Source organism: Acinetobacter sp. BIGb0196, assembly GCF_011759595.1.
Classification (GTDB): Bacteria; Pseudomonadota; Gammaproteobacteria; order Pseudomonadales; family Moraxellaceae; genus Acinetobacter; species Acinetobacter guillouiae.
Genome location: NZ_JAAOZA010000002.1, coordinates 1,020,539 through 1,034,632, shown reverse-complemented (window position 1 = coordinate 1,034,632; position 14,094 = coordinate 1,020,539). Strand labels below are relative to the sequence as shown.

Genomic DNA, 14,094 nt, shown 5'->3' with positions numbered 1-14,094 from the left:
AAAACCAAAAACAACAACACCACGAAACCGAACTAAAGCTATGTTTTAATTAATTTTAATAATAAAATTCAGACTTCATTAGTCACTTATAGTTAAAATATTCAATAAAGTAAAGTTTTGAGTATGATGATTTTTAGCTTCTTATAGATAATTTCTTAATTACTTTGTAGCTAGGTTAATTAGATCAAATAAAAGGAATTGTACAGTATAATTTTTATCAAATTTTTCAGGATGAGCGGGAAAACAACTCTGGTTTACTTCAACTATTAAAACTTTGTAAGTTTTAATCCTATTGCCTATAAACTTTTGATTTATAGCGTCCTAAGCCGAATCGAGACCTTGTGGGTAAGTACTACACTCACGTTGTACGTAACTGGTAGCAATCTACTCTTTTCGATCCCTTACATCCTTGAGATAAATATTAACGAAATCGGCTCGGGATTATTTTCCTAAGATAGATTAATTTTTTTATTTTTTAGGAAAATTTTCCTTCGAAAGTCACTTAATAAAGAAAATTTTCCAAGAAAGTATATTTAATGATTTTTTATTGCATGAATTCTAAAAAAAATGCAAATTTAATTTATAAATTTGCATTTTAGTCACTCTATTTCAATTGGCACACGCTTTAATCTGCTGAGTTAAGACGCATCTTTTAGTGAAGTTGCTTTACTGTCACGCAAGATATCTTCTAAGCCTTTGGTATCCTGATTTAAAAATGCGGTTAAACTCGCTTTTACCTGTTCAAGCGTACTGTGTTTGATTGCAAATACTTCTTTATTTTTCCGCGTCATCAAGCCAAATAATTCGCGTTGTGGGAAAATCAATTTGATATTGCTTTCTATCTTAAATTCAAAATCTTCACTTTTCGCATAAGCATTTAATGTAATTTTTAAAAATGCTTCTGACGCTGGGTTCAACACTGTAAAAATAGTATTTCGACCATCCAGTTGTAATTGTAAAACACGTTGACGGCGCCAACTGATACTTTCAAATTTCGCCAATATCTCAGCAATATCTAAATCGCTCTCATACTCCATCTCACGCTCATCTGTGTGATTAGGATACTGAATTTGAATTTCAAAATTGTTCATTATTTTATAACGCATACCTTTAAAATCTATTTGTAGTGTAACAATACTCATTGAAATTAATAGCAATTTAAACCAAATTTTTATAAATTAGTCATTGATTTTAAAGTGTAAATTGCATAATCGCTCACTATATTTAACTTTTATATGTACTAAGTGTATTTTATCCATTGGTCAAATAATCAAGCCCGTTTATTACTTTTTTTACAGATCAATAAGGAAGCTCACGCTTCCTTATTTTTTATAGAAGATGCGACCTCTAGTCGTTATGCCAAACGATGCTCTTGCAGCATTTTTTTATGCATTAATTGGCGATATTGTTCTGTCATCTCTTCGATTTGACCATTTAGGAATAAGCTGAGCTGTTCTGAAACTTGCGATTGGTTTAAGTTTTTATACACCACATCATATTTCTTTTTACGCGTTAAAAGCCCCAGAAATTCTTTACTTTCAACAACCAGTTGGATATTGCTATCGATCTGAAAAACAGGGTCTGCTTTACTCGAGTGTGTATTTAACTGAATATGTAAATAAAGTTCTGTCTCCGTGTCCTGTACAGCAAAGGAAATATCAGAATTTTCAACTTGTCCCTGTATCAGGAATAAACGACGCCAATTGATCGCATAAAATTTTGCACGAATTTGCTCAATGTCCTCTGCCTCAAATGACACGATATCTTGCGCAGGCAAATTGATCTCGACCTCGAACTTTCTCATTGTTCTCACCTATCCATGTGATGTTTATATTATGAGCTATTAATAGCATTTATATCTTTTTTTTAAAACAAATATTTATGTTAAATCATTAAAATTTATTACTTTTTATCAAATACACATCACAAAAATTAGATTATTTATTGATGAAGTTTTTATTAATTTTTCTATTTTTATATCAAACAGTAAAAAGTATCAGCATACTTTTAATCCCCAAGGTATTTTTAAAAAGATGAGTCAGCATAAGCTTTCATCGTGACTTCAAACAATTGACGTTTAAAATATACATTTCAATTGAATAGGTATACGCTCTATCCCTTTTAATATTATGCAGTTCCACCACATAAAGATGGAACGGCAGGTAACCTTGGTGATGGTTAAAGGCTATGAGCTTCTTAACAACAGCAAACACATCCCTTAATTTTTTCACGAGGCCAATTCATCTTTGCTCGTTTAATTGCCAGCTCACTTGTCGCAAAAAATCCCAGTAGATTTTGATTTTCCGCCTTAGGTAAATGCTCACAAGCTTTGCTTGCATTGTGTACCTCATATACACCATTGGCTTGCGCATTTATATTGATAATAAACTTGTCCATCATAAAAGTTTCCCCCAGTACTCTTAAAAAGACTTTGAGATTAAATCCATAAAGATGATGTTTTCATTAATCCCATAATAAAAGTATGCCTTTATGGTGCAAAAATCAATCTCTCTTTTATTGATTTATTGTTTGGGGAAATTTGTCTTTGTATTCGATTTAGAGTGAATCAACTTTCTATGTCAAAAACAGCGAACACTTAATCCAATTTAATGACTCAACCCAATTGAATTGAGTCATCATCCTCTTCGAATCTTGATAAACAGTTGATTCACAAATGCTAAAACACACTAACTACAATGGATGAACAACGCTTTCTTGTTTTTTCTTTCTTAACCAGCGAACCGCTAGCGCCATCAAAATAATACCAACAATCACCACCAATACAGGAACGATAAGTGATAATACCGATACCACGATTGCCCCAATCCACTCACCTGTAGACACCAAAGGATTGGCTATTCCGCCTGTCGTTGCAGTAGATACACCACGAACCGCAACCGTGCCCATTTGTACGGCTGTTGCTGTACCACCACCAACGATAATCGCAGCCGCCCAGCTTGCAAACTGTGACATTTCACCTGTACTGACCGCCATGGTGGTCAATGTTCCAGCCACCATCGCTGCTGGCGTGGCAATAGTATCTAAAGCATTGTCGACCCAAGGAATATAGTACGCACCAATTTCACAAATGGTTGCGACAGCTAAGCCAATACATACCGATGGTATCGCTAACCACTCAAAACCTTTCATTGGCTCAAACCAGCCCATCAGTGATGCAACACTCATCACCAATAACGGTACAAATACACGAAAACCGCAGGCGGCACTTAAACCAATGCCAATACATAGACTCAGGATTGTTTCCATAATGATTTATCTGCCTTTTTCTCGTTATCTTTTCAACTATTATTAAATTAACAAAAAGCCCTATCACTGGATAGGGCTTTTGCTTAAAACAGGGAGTATCTGTTTTATCTGTGCGGCTTAGCAATCTTATTTTTTAAATTGATTGCCAAGGCATTTGGTACACTGGGGTAAGCGATCTGTACCAATTTCTAAGTAAGTGCGATGTCCGCATTGGACACAAAAATAGAAGCCTGTTCCGGGTTTTTCGCCAGCAGTAACCATTTTTGTTCTCCATAGGTTTTAGAAATGGTGAATAAAGTATAACCATATTTTGATGTATGTCTACTGTCTATTTCCAAAAATGATGGTGTCATTTTTGCAAGAAATGATTTCAAGAGAGAAATTTATTGTTTTGAGAGCTACTGCTTAATCATTAAGTATCGTAAACCATTTAAAGCTCTTCTCTTTCTTGAGATGGCTCATCTGTTCTTTCTTCCTCATAAAAATCATCAGGCATCTGTGACAATACATTTAAAAGGCGCTCAGCTGTGATTGATTCATCAGAATTTACCGTATCACTTTGAGTTTTTCGTAATAAAGACATTTTATTCCCCAAATAAAAACCCCACTTAACAGTAGGGCTTTTTTACAACACTATCAATTACTTTTAATCCTCAATTAATCTTCTTTTTAAAAGAGCAGAACCCCCTCCTTTTTCAAAGGAGGGTTGGGGGAGGATTTAAAGAACGGAACTCATCAAGCCACTTGCCCTTCCAAGAAATCCTGTGCAAAGCGTTGTAATACCCCACCCGCTTCATACACATGCACTTCTTCTTCAGTATCCAAACGACAAGTTACAGGAACTTCAATCACTTCATTCTTACCATCAACCGTGGCACGCTCAATCACCAAAGTTAAGTCTGTACGTGGCGCAATATTACCAATCACACTATACAGCTCAGTACCATCAAGCTTTAAGGTTTTACGGTCAGTACCTGCTTTAAACTCAAGTGGTAACACCCCCATACCGACAAGGTTAGTACGGTGGATACGTTCAAAGCCCTCAGCCACAATCGCTTCAACCCCAGCAAGGCGAACACCTTTCGCAGCCCAGTCACGGCTAGAGCCTTGACCATAGTCCTTACCAGCGATGATGATCAGTGGCTGCTTACGATTCATATAAATCTCAATCGCTTCCCACATACGCATCACTTCGCCTTCTGGCTCAACACGCGCTTTAGAACCTTGTTTGATGGTGCCGTCTGAACGAACCACCATTTCATTAAACAGTTTTGGATTTGCAAAAGTTGCACGTTGCGCGGTCAAATGGTCACCACGATGCGTTGCATACGAGTTAAAGTCTTCTTCAGGAACACCCATTTTATGCAGATATTCGCCTGCTGCCGAATCCATCATAATTGCATTCGATGGTGATAAATGATCCGTGGTAATGTTGTCAGGTAAGATCGCAAGTGGGCGCATATTTGACAATGTACGTGGTGCAGCCAAAGCCCCTTCCCAATACGGCGGACGGCGAATATAAGTACTTTGCGGACGCCAATCATATAACGGGCTTTCTGATTTTTCTGTCACACCCAAATCAAACATCGGGATATACACTTTACGGAACTGTTCAGGTTTTACAGATTGTTTAACCAATGCATCAATTTCAGCATCCGATGGCCAAACATCTTTTAGGTAAACTGGATTACCGTCTTTGTCATTGCCCAATGAATCCGTTTCAATATCAAAACGAATTGTGCCCGCAATTGCATAAGCCACCACCAATGGCGGTGAAGCCAAAAATGCTTGTTTTGCATAAGGATGGATACGACCATCAAAGTTACGGTTACCTGAAAGTACCGCAGTGGCATACAAATCACGGTCAATAATTTCTTGCTGAATCTTTGGATCTAAAGCACCAGACATACCGTTACAGGTCGTACATGCATAAGCCACGATACCAAAACCAAGCTTTTCTAAATCTTCCAGTACGCCAGCTTCTTCAAGGTAAAGTGCAGCAGCTTTAGAACCTGGTGCAAATGATGATTTCACCCAAGGTTTACGTACTAAGCCCAATTCATTTGCTTTACGTGCCAACAAACCCGCGGCAACTGTATTACGAGGGTTAGAGGTATTGGTACAAGAGGTAATCGCGGCAATAATGATTGCACCATCAGGCATTAAACCATCAGTACGGTTTTCAACTACGCCTGCAATGCCTTTCTCTTTTAAATCTGCTGTTGATACACGTGCATGTGGGTTTGATGGACCTGCAATATTACGTGTTACGGTTGAAAGATCGAAACGAAGTACCCGAGGGTATTCTGCTTGTTGCATATCCGATGCCCAAAGACCAATTTCTTTGGCATAACTTTCTACCAATTTGATTTGGTCAGATTCACGACCAGTCAAGGTTAAATAATCAATGGTGTTCTGGTCGATATAGAACATTGCCGCAGTTGCGCCATATTCTGGAGTCATATTGGAAATCGTTGCACGATCTCCTACAGACATACTGTCCGCGCCTTCACCAAAGAATTCTAAATATGCACCCACTACACGTTCTTTACGCAAGAATTCTGTCAGCGCTAAAACGATATCTGTGGCAGTGATGCCAGCTTTGCGCTGTCCCAACAATTCCACACCGATAATGTCTGGAAGGCGCATCCAAGATGCACGACCCAGCATGACATTTTCAGCTTCCAAACCACCAACACCAATAGAAATTACACCTAGCGCATCTGTATGTGGTGTATGTGAATCTGTACCGACACAAGTATCTGGAAATGCGATACCTTCACGGTTTTGAATCACTGGAGACATTTTCTCCAAGTTAATTTGGTGCATGATGCCGTTGCCTGCTGGGATCACATCGACATTTTCAAATGCTGTTTTGGTCCATTCAATAAAGTGAAAACGATCTTCATTACGACGGTCTTCTACAGCACGGTTTTTTTCAAATGCATCTGGGTCAAAGCCACCGTATTCCACTGCTAGAGAGTGGTCAACGATCAACTGCGTTGGTACAACAGGATTAACTTTAGCAGGGTCACCGCCTTGGTCTGCAATCGCATCACGTAAACCTGCAAGGTCGACTAATGCTGTCTGCCCAAGGATGTCATGACATACCACACGTGCTGGATACCAAGGAAAATCATGGTCTTGTTTACGATTAATCAGTTCTTTTAAAGACTGTTCGAGAATAGCTGGATCACAACGGCGTACCAGCTGTTCGGCCAATACTTTTGAAGTGTATGGAAGTTTTGCATATGCGCCTTGCTGGATATCTTCTACGGCTTGACGCACATCGAAGTATTCGAGCTGGGTACCTTGCAGTGGTTTACGATAGTTGTTATTCATTAGTTTTGTGCCTCTTGCATCATTTTGTACTGCGTGTCTAATGATTGGCATAGTACACTGTCGAAAACCCATTTCCCAAATCGTTTATATTTCATAAACTTAGATATAAAAACGGGGGTTTTGGAAATATTTAGTAACAACTTCATTAAAATATTTGCACTAAATCTGCTTTTTTTTGAAAAATAGCGGAAAATAAGATTAATTCTTTAGTATTAGATTTAAGATAAGCGAGCAATTCATGAGCGATCTAGCTTTCTCTTCATTTACCTTGATTGGTGTTGATGCAATCAAATTTCTACAAGGTCAAGTGACTGTAAACGTTGAAGCTTTGGCTGAAAATATCACCCAATACACTGCGATTTGTGATCTTAAAGGCCGTATCCATTTTGGCTTATGGCTTAAAAAAATTAATCCTGAACATTTAGAGATTGTTACGACTCAAGATCAAGCCGAAGAATTTGCTAAACATATTAAAAAATACGGCGCTTTTTCTAAAATGAAGCTTGAAGAAACTGGACAAGTTTTTCCAACATTGAATGGTTCAACGACTGATTTTTCTGCTACAGAAACCGATATTTCAGTATGGGAAATTGCTGCAATTCAAACTGGTCAGGCTTATATAAATCAAGCAATTGAACATGTATTTCAACCACAAGAATTACGCTTACACCAACGTGAAGGAATCAATTATGACAAAGGCTGTTACCTTGGTCAGGAAGTGATTGCACGCCTCTGGTTTAAGGCAAAACCAAAAGCATGGTTACATGTCATTCAAGGTACAGGTCCTGCCCCTGCTCAAGCTGAACAGTTAAATAAAGGTGTTCAAGTAGTAAACAGTGCAGCATTTGAAAATGGTTATATTGCGCTTGTGGTTGCCCGTCCTGATGCTTTAGAAGAGTTAAACGTGACTGTTTTAGCATTACCTGAAAGCTTAAGTGGTGATGTGGCGAGACCGCAGTAATTTCTCAAAATTTTCTACAATAATAAACCTACAACCTTGTAGGTTTATTTAGAGAATTAAACGATTAATTCAATCACAATAATTTCAATAATAATAACTATTTAGATTCACTTCCATAGATAAATACTTTACTAATCTAGTACTGCTTCCAAAGATTTATCGACAATTTATATTTTTACTTTCACCTGAATTTTGTATTCTCAGCCATGCTCTTTTTACTAACTCCTAAAATTTTAGAAAAGTTCAAAGTTTAGGAAGATTCTTTCTGCCTCACATAATAAATCACACCACTCTTATCATCGGAAAAATAAAATGAATTTTCATCTACCCGATAAATATCACAAGGGCGACCATAGACATTTTTGCCCACTAAAAAACCATCCATAAATGTCTGTAATTTTTGCCCTTTACGCATAATCACAATTTTATAACCATGACCAATTGTGGCATCCGTAGAACCATGTAAAGCAACTAAAAAAGAATTTTTGATGGTATCGTCTGTATCGGGATGATCAAAATAATCAAAGCCAAGTGCAGATGAATGCGCAGGGAAATAGGCATAAGGAGGCAATACATTTTTGCAACCTAACGGACGTTTAAATTTTGGATCTGCCAAAATTTTACCATTCGACGAATAACATGAAGCCCAACCATAATCTGCATCACGTTTGAGTGCATAAAAAGTTTCATCAGGCTTATTTTTACCCAAATGATCCACACCTTGATTGGTGGCAAATAAAAAATTACCAACCCATTTCAAACCGACTGCATTGCGTAAACCTGTAGCAAAAATCTTTTGTTGCGAACCATCGGGATTCATTTCTAATACTGTTGCCCGAACTTTTTCTTTCTCAGTACAAGCATTGCAACTTGAGCCGACTGAAACATAAATTTTCCCGTTCCCACCCACAGCAATTGTTCGCGTTAGATGCCAACCACCATATTTATAACTTAAACCATAGTCAGGAAAAGTCACTAAAACTTCGGCTTTATCGGTTGGTTTAATTTCACCTTTGGTAAATTTTCGTCGGGTCAGTTGATTAGTTTCCGCTAAATACAACCAATCTTGTCCTGAAGAATCTGTATAAAATTGGACTGAATTAGGGTTCTTCAGCCCCGTCATATAAGGAATAATTTTGCCGAATTTTCCCGTTTCAGGGTTCCATTCATCCAAAATATAAACGATGCCTTTTTTATTATCAGTCAAATCGTACATATCTGTTACAAACATTCTGCCATCGGGAGCTTTGCTAAAAAAACGAACTCGCTTTAAGCCCTCAGCCGCTGGAATAATTTCGTAATTTGCTGGAAGATTTAAAGAAAAGCGCTTCCCATTTTTTAAGTTAACCTGATGAGGCACAAGATTTGGCTGTTGAGCTAAAATCCCCATTGAACAAACTAAACTTATGAATAAGATTGACAGTACTTTCATCATAGATACGTCTCGATTAATCTTAACAAAAACAGCCTTCTTTTTTATATTATATAACTTGAAGCACGAGTATATAGTCAAATAATTTTGCTAGAAAAATACAAAGACCATCCAAATACAAACCATTATTTTATATTGTTTTTAGCCAAGCGCCGAAAGTATTGTTGTAGTGGATTAATGCATTGACTCTAGTTCTACGGCACGCAGCGCATAAAAAAACAGAACTAAGAAAATAAACAATGACAACATCAAAAGTTATTACTTTAGAAAGCCCTAATCACCATTAATACATCGGGAGAGGGCTCATCCAAGTGCTTAAAATATTTTTATAGCCCAATTGAACAGTTCACTAATTTTCAATGGATATTAAAACCCATGAAATAATTTATTCATGTCTTTACACAAATAATCTTTAAAGTGAAATGCCCGTGCATGTTTTGCATCAAACTTGGCCGTCTGACCATCTTTTTCAAAAATATAAACACGGTCATCCTTACTGACAAGAAACTCACCACCCAGTTTGATCAACAAAGCATCTATCTTATCTTCATCAGCAATACTGTCATCTTGGCTGACTTTGTCATAATTACGTCTAATGCCTTTAATAAACATCGTCTACTCACACATTCTATTTAGCCAGAATTATACCCTTTTCATTGCCTTTAAAATGGCTCTAAATAAACATTATCAAAATCATTCAGCTTGTTTACCCAGAAAAATACTTATAAAATAGCCCAATCATGTGTTATCGCGGCTGCTGAACCCGATCAACTCATGAGTTTTATCTATGGACATTACACAAGAATATTTTGAAAATGAATTAAACCGCAATCGCGCTTGGAGACGTAAGGTAAATTATTTACACCGTGGTCGAGATTGCAGACATACTTCAAGCCTTTGGAAACCAGAAAAAGACTGGAAGCTGCTTTGGAACAGATCGTTAAAAAGATCTCGCTCGAAACAATTAAGAATTGAATATCCACGTATTTCTTCTGCCAAAAGACGAAAACAAGCACAATATGATTTTTGGAAGACTGCTGATTGAATACCCTTTTTATTTGTAGTCGTAACCAATGGCGTAGCCCCACTGCCGAGCGTGTCTTTGCAGTGGGCTATGGCATTTCCACACGTTCCGCTGGAACAAGTAAACACGCCAAACATCGTATTTCTGCCAAAGATATTGCCTGGGCAGATATGATTTTTGTCATGGAGCAAAAACATAAACAAAATATCAAAGAGAAATTCCCCAACCAGTTACAACATAAAAAAGTCATGGTATTGGATATTCCAGACGATTATCACTATATGGATGAAGAGTTAATCGAAATTTTAACAGAGACTATGCAACCCTATTTGCCTTAAATGATAAAGACCTTGCCATCAATCAGCATGACCAATTCATAATCAAAATGATGACAAAACAACCTTAAATTGCCATAACTCAACCCGATCAATATTTAACAATAAAATAAATGATGCAGAATCCGCTAAAAATATTTTCTATCCTTAAAACCTTCACGCTTATCTTGGTGATATGCGCGCTTCTATTCAGTTTTAGTTTTATATTTAGATTTTCTGACTCAAATTCAGATGAGATTCCTTTTACTGCGACTACAGAAAAACTTGGGATATTTGAAAAATATAACAACCAAATCTATGCAGCTGTACCCAGCAATGGTGATTATTTGATCCCAGAAGCAGATATTCAAAGTTTTTATTTACCCAATGATAATTACCAATACCGACAACTAGGTGCAGATAAACACCATGTCTATTGTGGCAATATCATCCTAAAAGGTGTGCAACCTCAACAGGTGAAGACCATTGGGGATGGTTATTTTACTGCTGGAAAAGACACTTGGTATTGCTCCCCCTCCACCGAACGAAATAAGGATTTAGCTGCGCTTCGAGAAGTTTGGCAAATCATGCAACAAAATTTTGCCCTAGGCTCAAAACCACAAAGCTATCTCTACCCCTATTTTAAACTTGAACGAGGCAACTGGCCTTATCGTGTTAATTCCGAAAATGATACGGCAAGTAATGGGACATTCACCTATTTTCAAGGGAAATTGCTTTCTGGAGCCAATCCAGACCAACTCAAACTTGTCTTAGGCGAACGTAACTATGCCTATCGAGTGGATGGTAAAAACGTCTATTACAACAACACTTTGCTCGATTTAAAAGACAATGGAAAACTTTATAGTATTGAAATAGACGGTTTAAATAACCAATATTATTTACTCAATCCTGTCGATGGTATGGTCTATGTCAACGAATTTGCCTTTGATCCCAAATACGCCCCCTATCATCTCTTAAGCGAACATGGCGATCACATTAACCATGCTTTGTTTTATAACGACACGGGGATTTACTATTTTGATCTGAATAAGAAAAAAATGCATCGCGCAGGTGATAATCCGTTTTTAGGCAACGCGTTTAAAGAAATCGCACCGCTGATTTTTTCTGATGGCACACAAATACTCTATCTACAAGCCAGTGAATATCGCAGCAATAAAGGATCAGCCTCTTCTAAATCCACCCATATTCTAAAATTAGCTGAACCACTTCATTCCACATGGCAAAAACTTGGAGATGTAAATTACAACTATGGCACTGTATGGAAAAATGGCAATGCATTTTACTATTTTGATCAGTTGGGAAATAGCCAACTGGTTAAGGCCACGATTTATCATATTCGTGACCCACAAACGATTCAGAATTTACTGAGAACTCAACCACGCACTGACGATATTCGACAATGGATTGAAGAGCAAAAGATGGTTGAAGCCAAACACACAGAATTGCTCGAAGTAGAGACAACTAACCGCTCAGACAAATATTGGGGCTTGTTTATTCCGATCATTTTCGTAGCATTTTTTAGTATGCTGATGTGGATATTTAAACGGTTTAATTTAAATTTTTCCCCATTTTATATACGTAATCATAAACTGATCGTCAGTAACTTGATGATGACCTCTTACCCTTTAGATCAGATCACATGCGTTGAGTTTAGTACCCGTATGACTACAGCGAATGGAGGTTATCTTGGGCACTTTCAAATTTTACAGCGCAATGGCAAACGTAGCAGAATCTTTAATTTTAGTACGCAATTACGTTTACGGAGTGACTCACAAGTAGAATTAAATCAATATATCCAACAACTCAGAAATGAGTTAACACGCCATGGTATCCAGAATACAATACGAAGTTAGCGTGGTACCAACTAAATATCGCATTGGCAATTACATGATCTCAATATATTTTTGATCATTATTGAGTGCACAATATCCACATTATTATTTTGAGCTTTAACATGAAAATCTGGTTATCTCTTCTAACTTTAGGTCTTTTTACCTTTTCTTCTGCACATGCAGATATTCAAACTTTGCAGCAAAACTTAAAAACCAAATATCCTGAGATTCAGGTGAAATCGGTACAAAACTCACCAATTAAAGATGTTTATGAAGTCTATATGGGTGGGCGTATTGTTTATACCAATGAAGAAGCAAAATATTTCTTTGTCGGCAATTTAATTGATCTTAAAGAACAAAAAAACCTGACCGAAGAACGTATGCAAGCGCTAAAAAGTATTGATGTAAAATCATTACCTTTGAAACAAGCCATTAAGCATGTCAAAGGTAAAGGTGAACGTGTAATCTACGTATTTAGTGATCCTGACTGTCCATATTGCCAACATCTTGAAAAAGAATTAAAAAATATCGACAACCTAACAGTTTACTTATTTTTATACCCAATCACCCGTTTACATCCAAATGCTGAAAGTATTTCACAGCAAATTTGGTGCTCTAAAAACCAGTACCAAGCGTGGGAAGACTATTTGATTGATAAGAAACAACCGACTTCAAACAAGTCATGTACGAACCCAATTGAGAAAAATATTGCTTTAGCAAAATCACTCGAAGTCGATGGTACACCAACATTCTTCTTACAAGATGGCACCCGTATTTCAGGCGCACGTGAAGCAGGCGAAATTGAATTACTCCTCAAAGCAGTAAAATAACAGCCCACAGCCTAGAGAATAAAAAATTTCTCTAGGCTTTAATGTTGTTAAAATATCCTTAATTCTTTCTTATTTATAAATAAATTAAAATTTAAATACACTAACTTATACAATAGGCATGTTTACATTTATAATTTTCAAATTATGATAAAAACGTCCTCAACAATGTTCTCACACCATAAATGGAATTATGTTGAAATTAAAACAAGGTATATCGTCAAAATGAAAAAAATTCTATTCGCTACACTGCTCAGCTTTTCATGTATTTCTGCATTTGCAGCAGATACAGCTAAAGGTAATGTTGACCCTACATTTGCCAAAGCACAAGAGCTGATCCAAGCAAAAAACTACCCTGCGGCGTATCAAGAACTTGAACGTCTTGCAAAAGCAGGTAATGCTCAAGCGCTATATAACTTAGGCTATTTAACCCAAACGGGACAAGGCACAACCAAAGACGATAAGAAAGCTTTGAAATATTATCAAGATGCTTCAGCAAAAGGCTACCCTGTTGCAAGTTACGTCTTGGCGCAAAGCTATGCGGTAGGTCAATTGGGCTTAGCAAAAGATGAAAAGAAAGTTCGGGAATACTTAGAAAAGTCCTCTGCTCAAGGATTTGATGATGCTACAGTGGAACTTGCGGTTTTATTATTTGCTGAAGGCACACCCGCATCTGACAAACTTGGCTTACAAAAACTTGATCCTTTAGTGAAAAAAGATTTTGCACCTGCAATTCATGCGAAAGCGTTGTATGACATCACCGATGGTTTAAAGAAGAAGAATGCAGCAGCAGTTAATCAAGGTTTAAAATCAATCCAAGATTTAGCTAAAAAAGGATATATCCCAGCATTAATGGCTGTCGGAAATATGCTGACCAATGGTAATATCATTGATCAAAATCTGCCAGAAGCACAAAAGATTTTCTCAGAACTGGCTAAAAATAATGTGCCTAAGGCAAAAGAGTCTTTGGATGTTGTAAACAAACTGATTGCTGAAAAAGGCAAAACACCTGCTCCCGCACCACCAGCAAAAAAATAGGCAACGCTTAAAAAAATACTCTCGCAAGAGAGTATT

General features: G+C 37.1%; 15 protein-coding genes. 6 read left to right on the top strand and 9 right to left on the bottom strand.

The window, feature by feature from the left end; translation table 11 throughout:
- Positions 1-638: 638 nt before the first annotated feature.
- From FHR28_RS17595 to acnD, 7 genes are all read right to left on the bottom strand, one after another.
- On the bottom strand, positions 639-1,106 hold the full coding sequence (locus FHR28_RS17595) for a hypothetical protein (RefSeq protein WP_166783183.1): 468 nt from the start codon (positions 1,104-1,106) through the stop codon (positions 639-641).
- Between the two features lie 248 nt (positions 1,107-1,354).
- Positions 1,355-1,804 (bottom strand): hypothetical protein, encoded by a 450-nt coding sequence (locus FHR28_RS17590; RefSeq protein ID WP_004722963.1) that lies wholly within the window; start codon positions 1,802-1,804, stop codon positions 1,355-1,357.
- Positions 1,805-2,196: 392 nt separating this feature from the next.
- Positions 2,197-2,400, bottom strand: coding sequence for a hypothetical protein (locus FHR28_RS17585; RefSeq protein ID WP_004722965.1), 204 nt, complete (start codon positions 2,398-2,400; stop codon positions 2,197-2,199).
- A 291-nt stretch (positions 2,401-2,691) separates the two neighbouring features.
- Positions 2,692-3,267: a DUF4126 domain-containing protein gene (locus FHR28_RS17580; protein ID WP_004722967.1), complete on the bottom strand. Its 576-nt coding sequence runs from the start codon at positions 3,265-3,267 to the stop codon at positions 2,692-2,694.
- Between the two features lie 126 nt (positions 3,268-3,393).
- A complete protein-coding gene (locus FHR28_RS17575; RefSeq protein ID WP_004722968.1) occupies positions 3,394-3,528 on the bottom strand; it encodes a zinc ribbon-containing protein in 135 nt (44 codons plus the stop codon).
- 169 nt (positions 3,529-3,697) lie between these two features.
- A complete protein-coding gene (locus FHR28_RS17570) occupies positions 3,698-3,850 on the bottom strand; it encodes a hypothetical protein (protein WP_004722970.1) in 153 nt (50 codons plus the stop codon).
- A gap of 152 nt (positions 3,851-4,002) precedes the next feature.
- On the bottom strand, positions 4,003-6,609 hold the full coding sequence (acnD, locus tag FHR28_RS17565; protein WP_166783182.1) for a Fe/S-dependent 2-methylisocitrate dehydratase AcnD: 2,607 nt from the start codon (positions 6,607-6,609) through the stop codon (positions 4,003-4,005).
- A gap of 238 nt (positions 6,610-6,847) precedes the next feature.
- Between acnD and FHR28_RS17560 the strand changes: the two genes are divergently transcribed.
- Entirely contained in the window at positions 6,848-7,570 is a 723-nt protein-coding gene (locus FHR28_RS17560) for a YgfZ/GcvT domain-containing protein (RefSeq protein ID WP_166783181.1), read from the top strand.
- Positions 7,571-7,820: 250 nt separating this feature from the next.
- On the opposite strand, the gene FHR28_RS17555 is transcribed toward FHR28_RS17560, so the two are convergent.
- Positions 7,821-9,005, bottom strand: a complete 1,185-nt coding sequence (locus FHR28_RS17555) for a PQQ-dependent sugar dehydrogenase (RefSeq protein ID WP_166783180.1) — start codon at positions 9,003-9,005, stop codon at positions 7,821-7,823.
- 363 nt (positions 9,006-9,368) lie between these two features.
- Positions 9,369-9,614: a hypothetical protein gene (locus FHR28_RS17550; RefSeq protein ID WP_004722984.1), complete on the bottom strand. Its 246-nt coding sequence runs from the start codon at positions 9,612-9,614 to the stop codon at positions 9,369-9,371.
- 175 nt (positions 9,615-9,789) lie between these two features.
- On the opposite strand from FHR28_RS17550, the gene FHR28_RS17545 reads away from it, so the two are divergent.
- From FHR28_RS17545 to FHR28_RS17525, 5 genes are all read left to right on the top strand, one after another.
- Positions 9,790-10,047, top strand: coding sequence for a hypothetical protein (locus FHR28_RS17545; RefSeq protein WP_166783179.1), 258 nt, complete (start codon positions 9,790-9,792; stop codon positions 10,045-10,047).
- Positions 10,044-10,364: a low molecular weight protein tyrosine phosphatase family protein gene (locus tag FHR28_RS17540; protein ID WP_166783178.1), complete on the top strand. Its 321-nt coding sequence runs from the start codon at positions 10,044-10,046 to the stop codon at positions 10,362-10,364. Before FHR28_RS17545 ends, FHR28_RS17540 begins: the two co-directional genes overlap by 4 nt.
- Positions 10,365-10,474: 110 nt before the next feature.
- Positions 10,475-12,214, top strand: a complete 1,740-nt coding sequence (locus FHR28_RS17535) for a DKNYY domain-containing protein (RefSeq protein WP_166783177.1) — start codon at positions 10,475-10,477, stop codon at positions 12,212-12,214.
- A 101-nt stretch (positions 12,215-12,315) separates the two neighbouring features.
- Positions 12,316-13,023: a DsbC family protein gene (locus FHR28_RS17530; RefSeq protein ID WP_004819173.1), complete on the top strand. Its 708-nt coding sequence runs from the start codon at positions 12,316-12,318 to the stop codon at positions 13,021-13,023.
- 222 nt (positions 13,024-13,245) lie between these two features.
- Positions 13,246-14,058 carry a tetratricopeptide repeat protein gene (locus FHR28_RS17525; protein WP_166783176.1) on the top strand — a complete coding sequence of 271 codons (813 nt, stop codon included), beginning with the start codon at positions 13,246-13,248 and terminating at the stop codon, positions 14,056-14,058.
- Positions 14,059-14,094 lie beyond the last annotated feature (36 nt).

Coding starts and splice junctions, on each gene's coding strand:
- acnD (WP_166783182.1), bottom strand. CDS start 6,609: ATGAATAACAACTATCGTAAACCACTGCAAGGTACCCAGCTCGAATAC.
- FHR28_RS17575 (WP_004722968.1), bottom strand. CDS start 3,528: ATGGTTACTGCTGGCGAAAAACCCGGAACAGGCTTCTATTTTTGTGTC.
- FHR28_RS17560 (WP_166783181.1), top strand. CDS start 6,848: ATGAGCGATCTAGCTTTCTCTTCATTTACCTTGATTGGTGTTGATGCA.
- FHR28_RS17545 (WP_166783179.1), top strand. CDS start 9,790: ATGGACATTACACAAGAATATTTTGAAAATGAATTAAACCGCAATCGC.
- FHR28_RS17590 (WP_004722963.1), bottom strand. CDS start 1,804: ATGAGAAAGTTCGAGGTCGAGATCAATTTGCCTGCGCAAGATATCGTG.
- FHR28_RS17535 (WP_166783177.1), top strand. CDS start 10,475: ATGATGCAGAATCCGCTAAAAATATTTTCTATCCTTAAAACCTTCACG.
- FHR28_RS17580 (WP_004722967.1), bottom strand. CDS start 3,267: ATGGAAACAATCCTGAGTCTATGTATTGGCATTGGTTTAAGTGCCGCC.
- FHR28_RS17595 (WP_166783183.1), bottom strand. CDS start 1,106: ATGCGTTATAAAATAATGAACAATTTTGAAATTCAAATTCAGTATCCT.
- FHR28_RS17525 (WP_166783176.1), top strand. CDS start 13,246: ATGAAAAAAATTCTATTCGCTACACTGCTCAGCTTTTCATGTATTTCT.
- FHR28_RS17585 (WP_004722965.1), bottom strand. CDS start 2,400: ATGATGGACAAGTTTATTATCAATATAAATGCGCAAGCCAATGGTGTA.
- FHR28_RS17555 (WP_166783180.1), bottom strand. CDS start 9,005: ATGATGAAAGTACTGTCAATCTTATTCATAAGTTTAGTTTGTTCAATG.
- FHR28_RS17550 (WP_004722984.1), bottom strand. CDS start 9,614: ATGTTTATTAAAGGCATTAGACGTAATTATGACAAAGTCAGCCAAGAT.
- FHR28_RS17530 (WP_004819173.1), top strand. CDS start 12,316: ATGAAAATCTGGTTATCTCTTCTAACTTTAGGTCTTTTTACCTTTTCT.
- FHR28_RS17570 (WP_004722970.1), bottom strand. CDS start 3,850: ATGTCTTTATTACGAAAAACTCAAAGTGATACGGTAAATTCTGATGAA.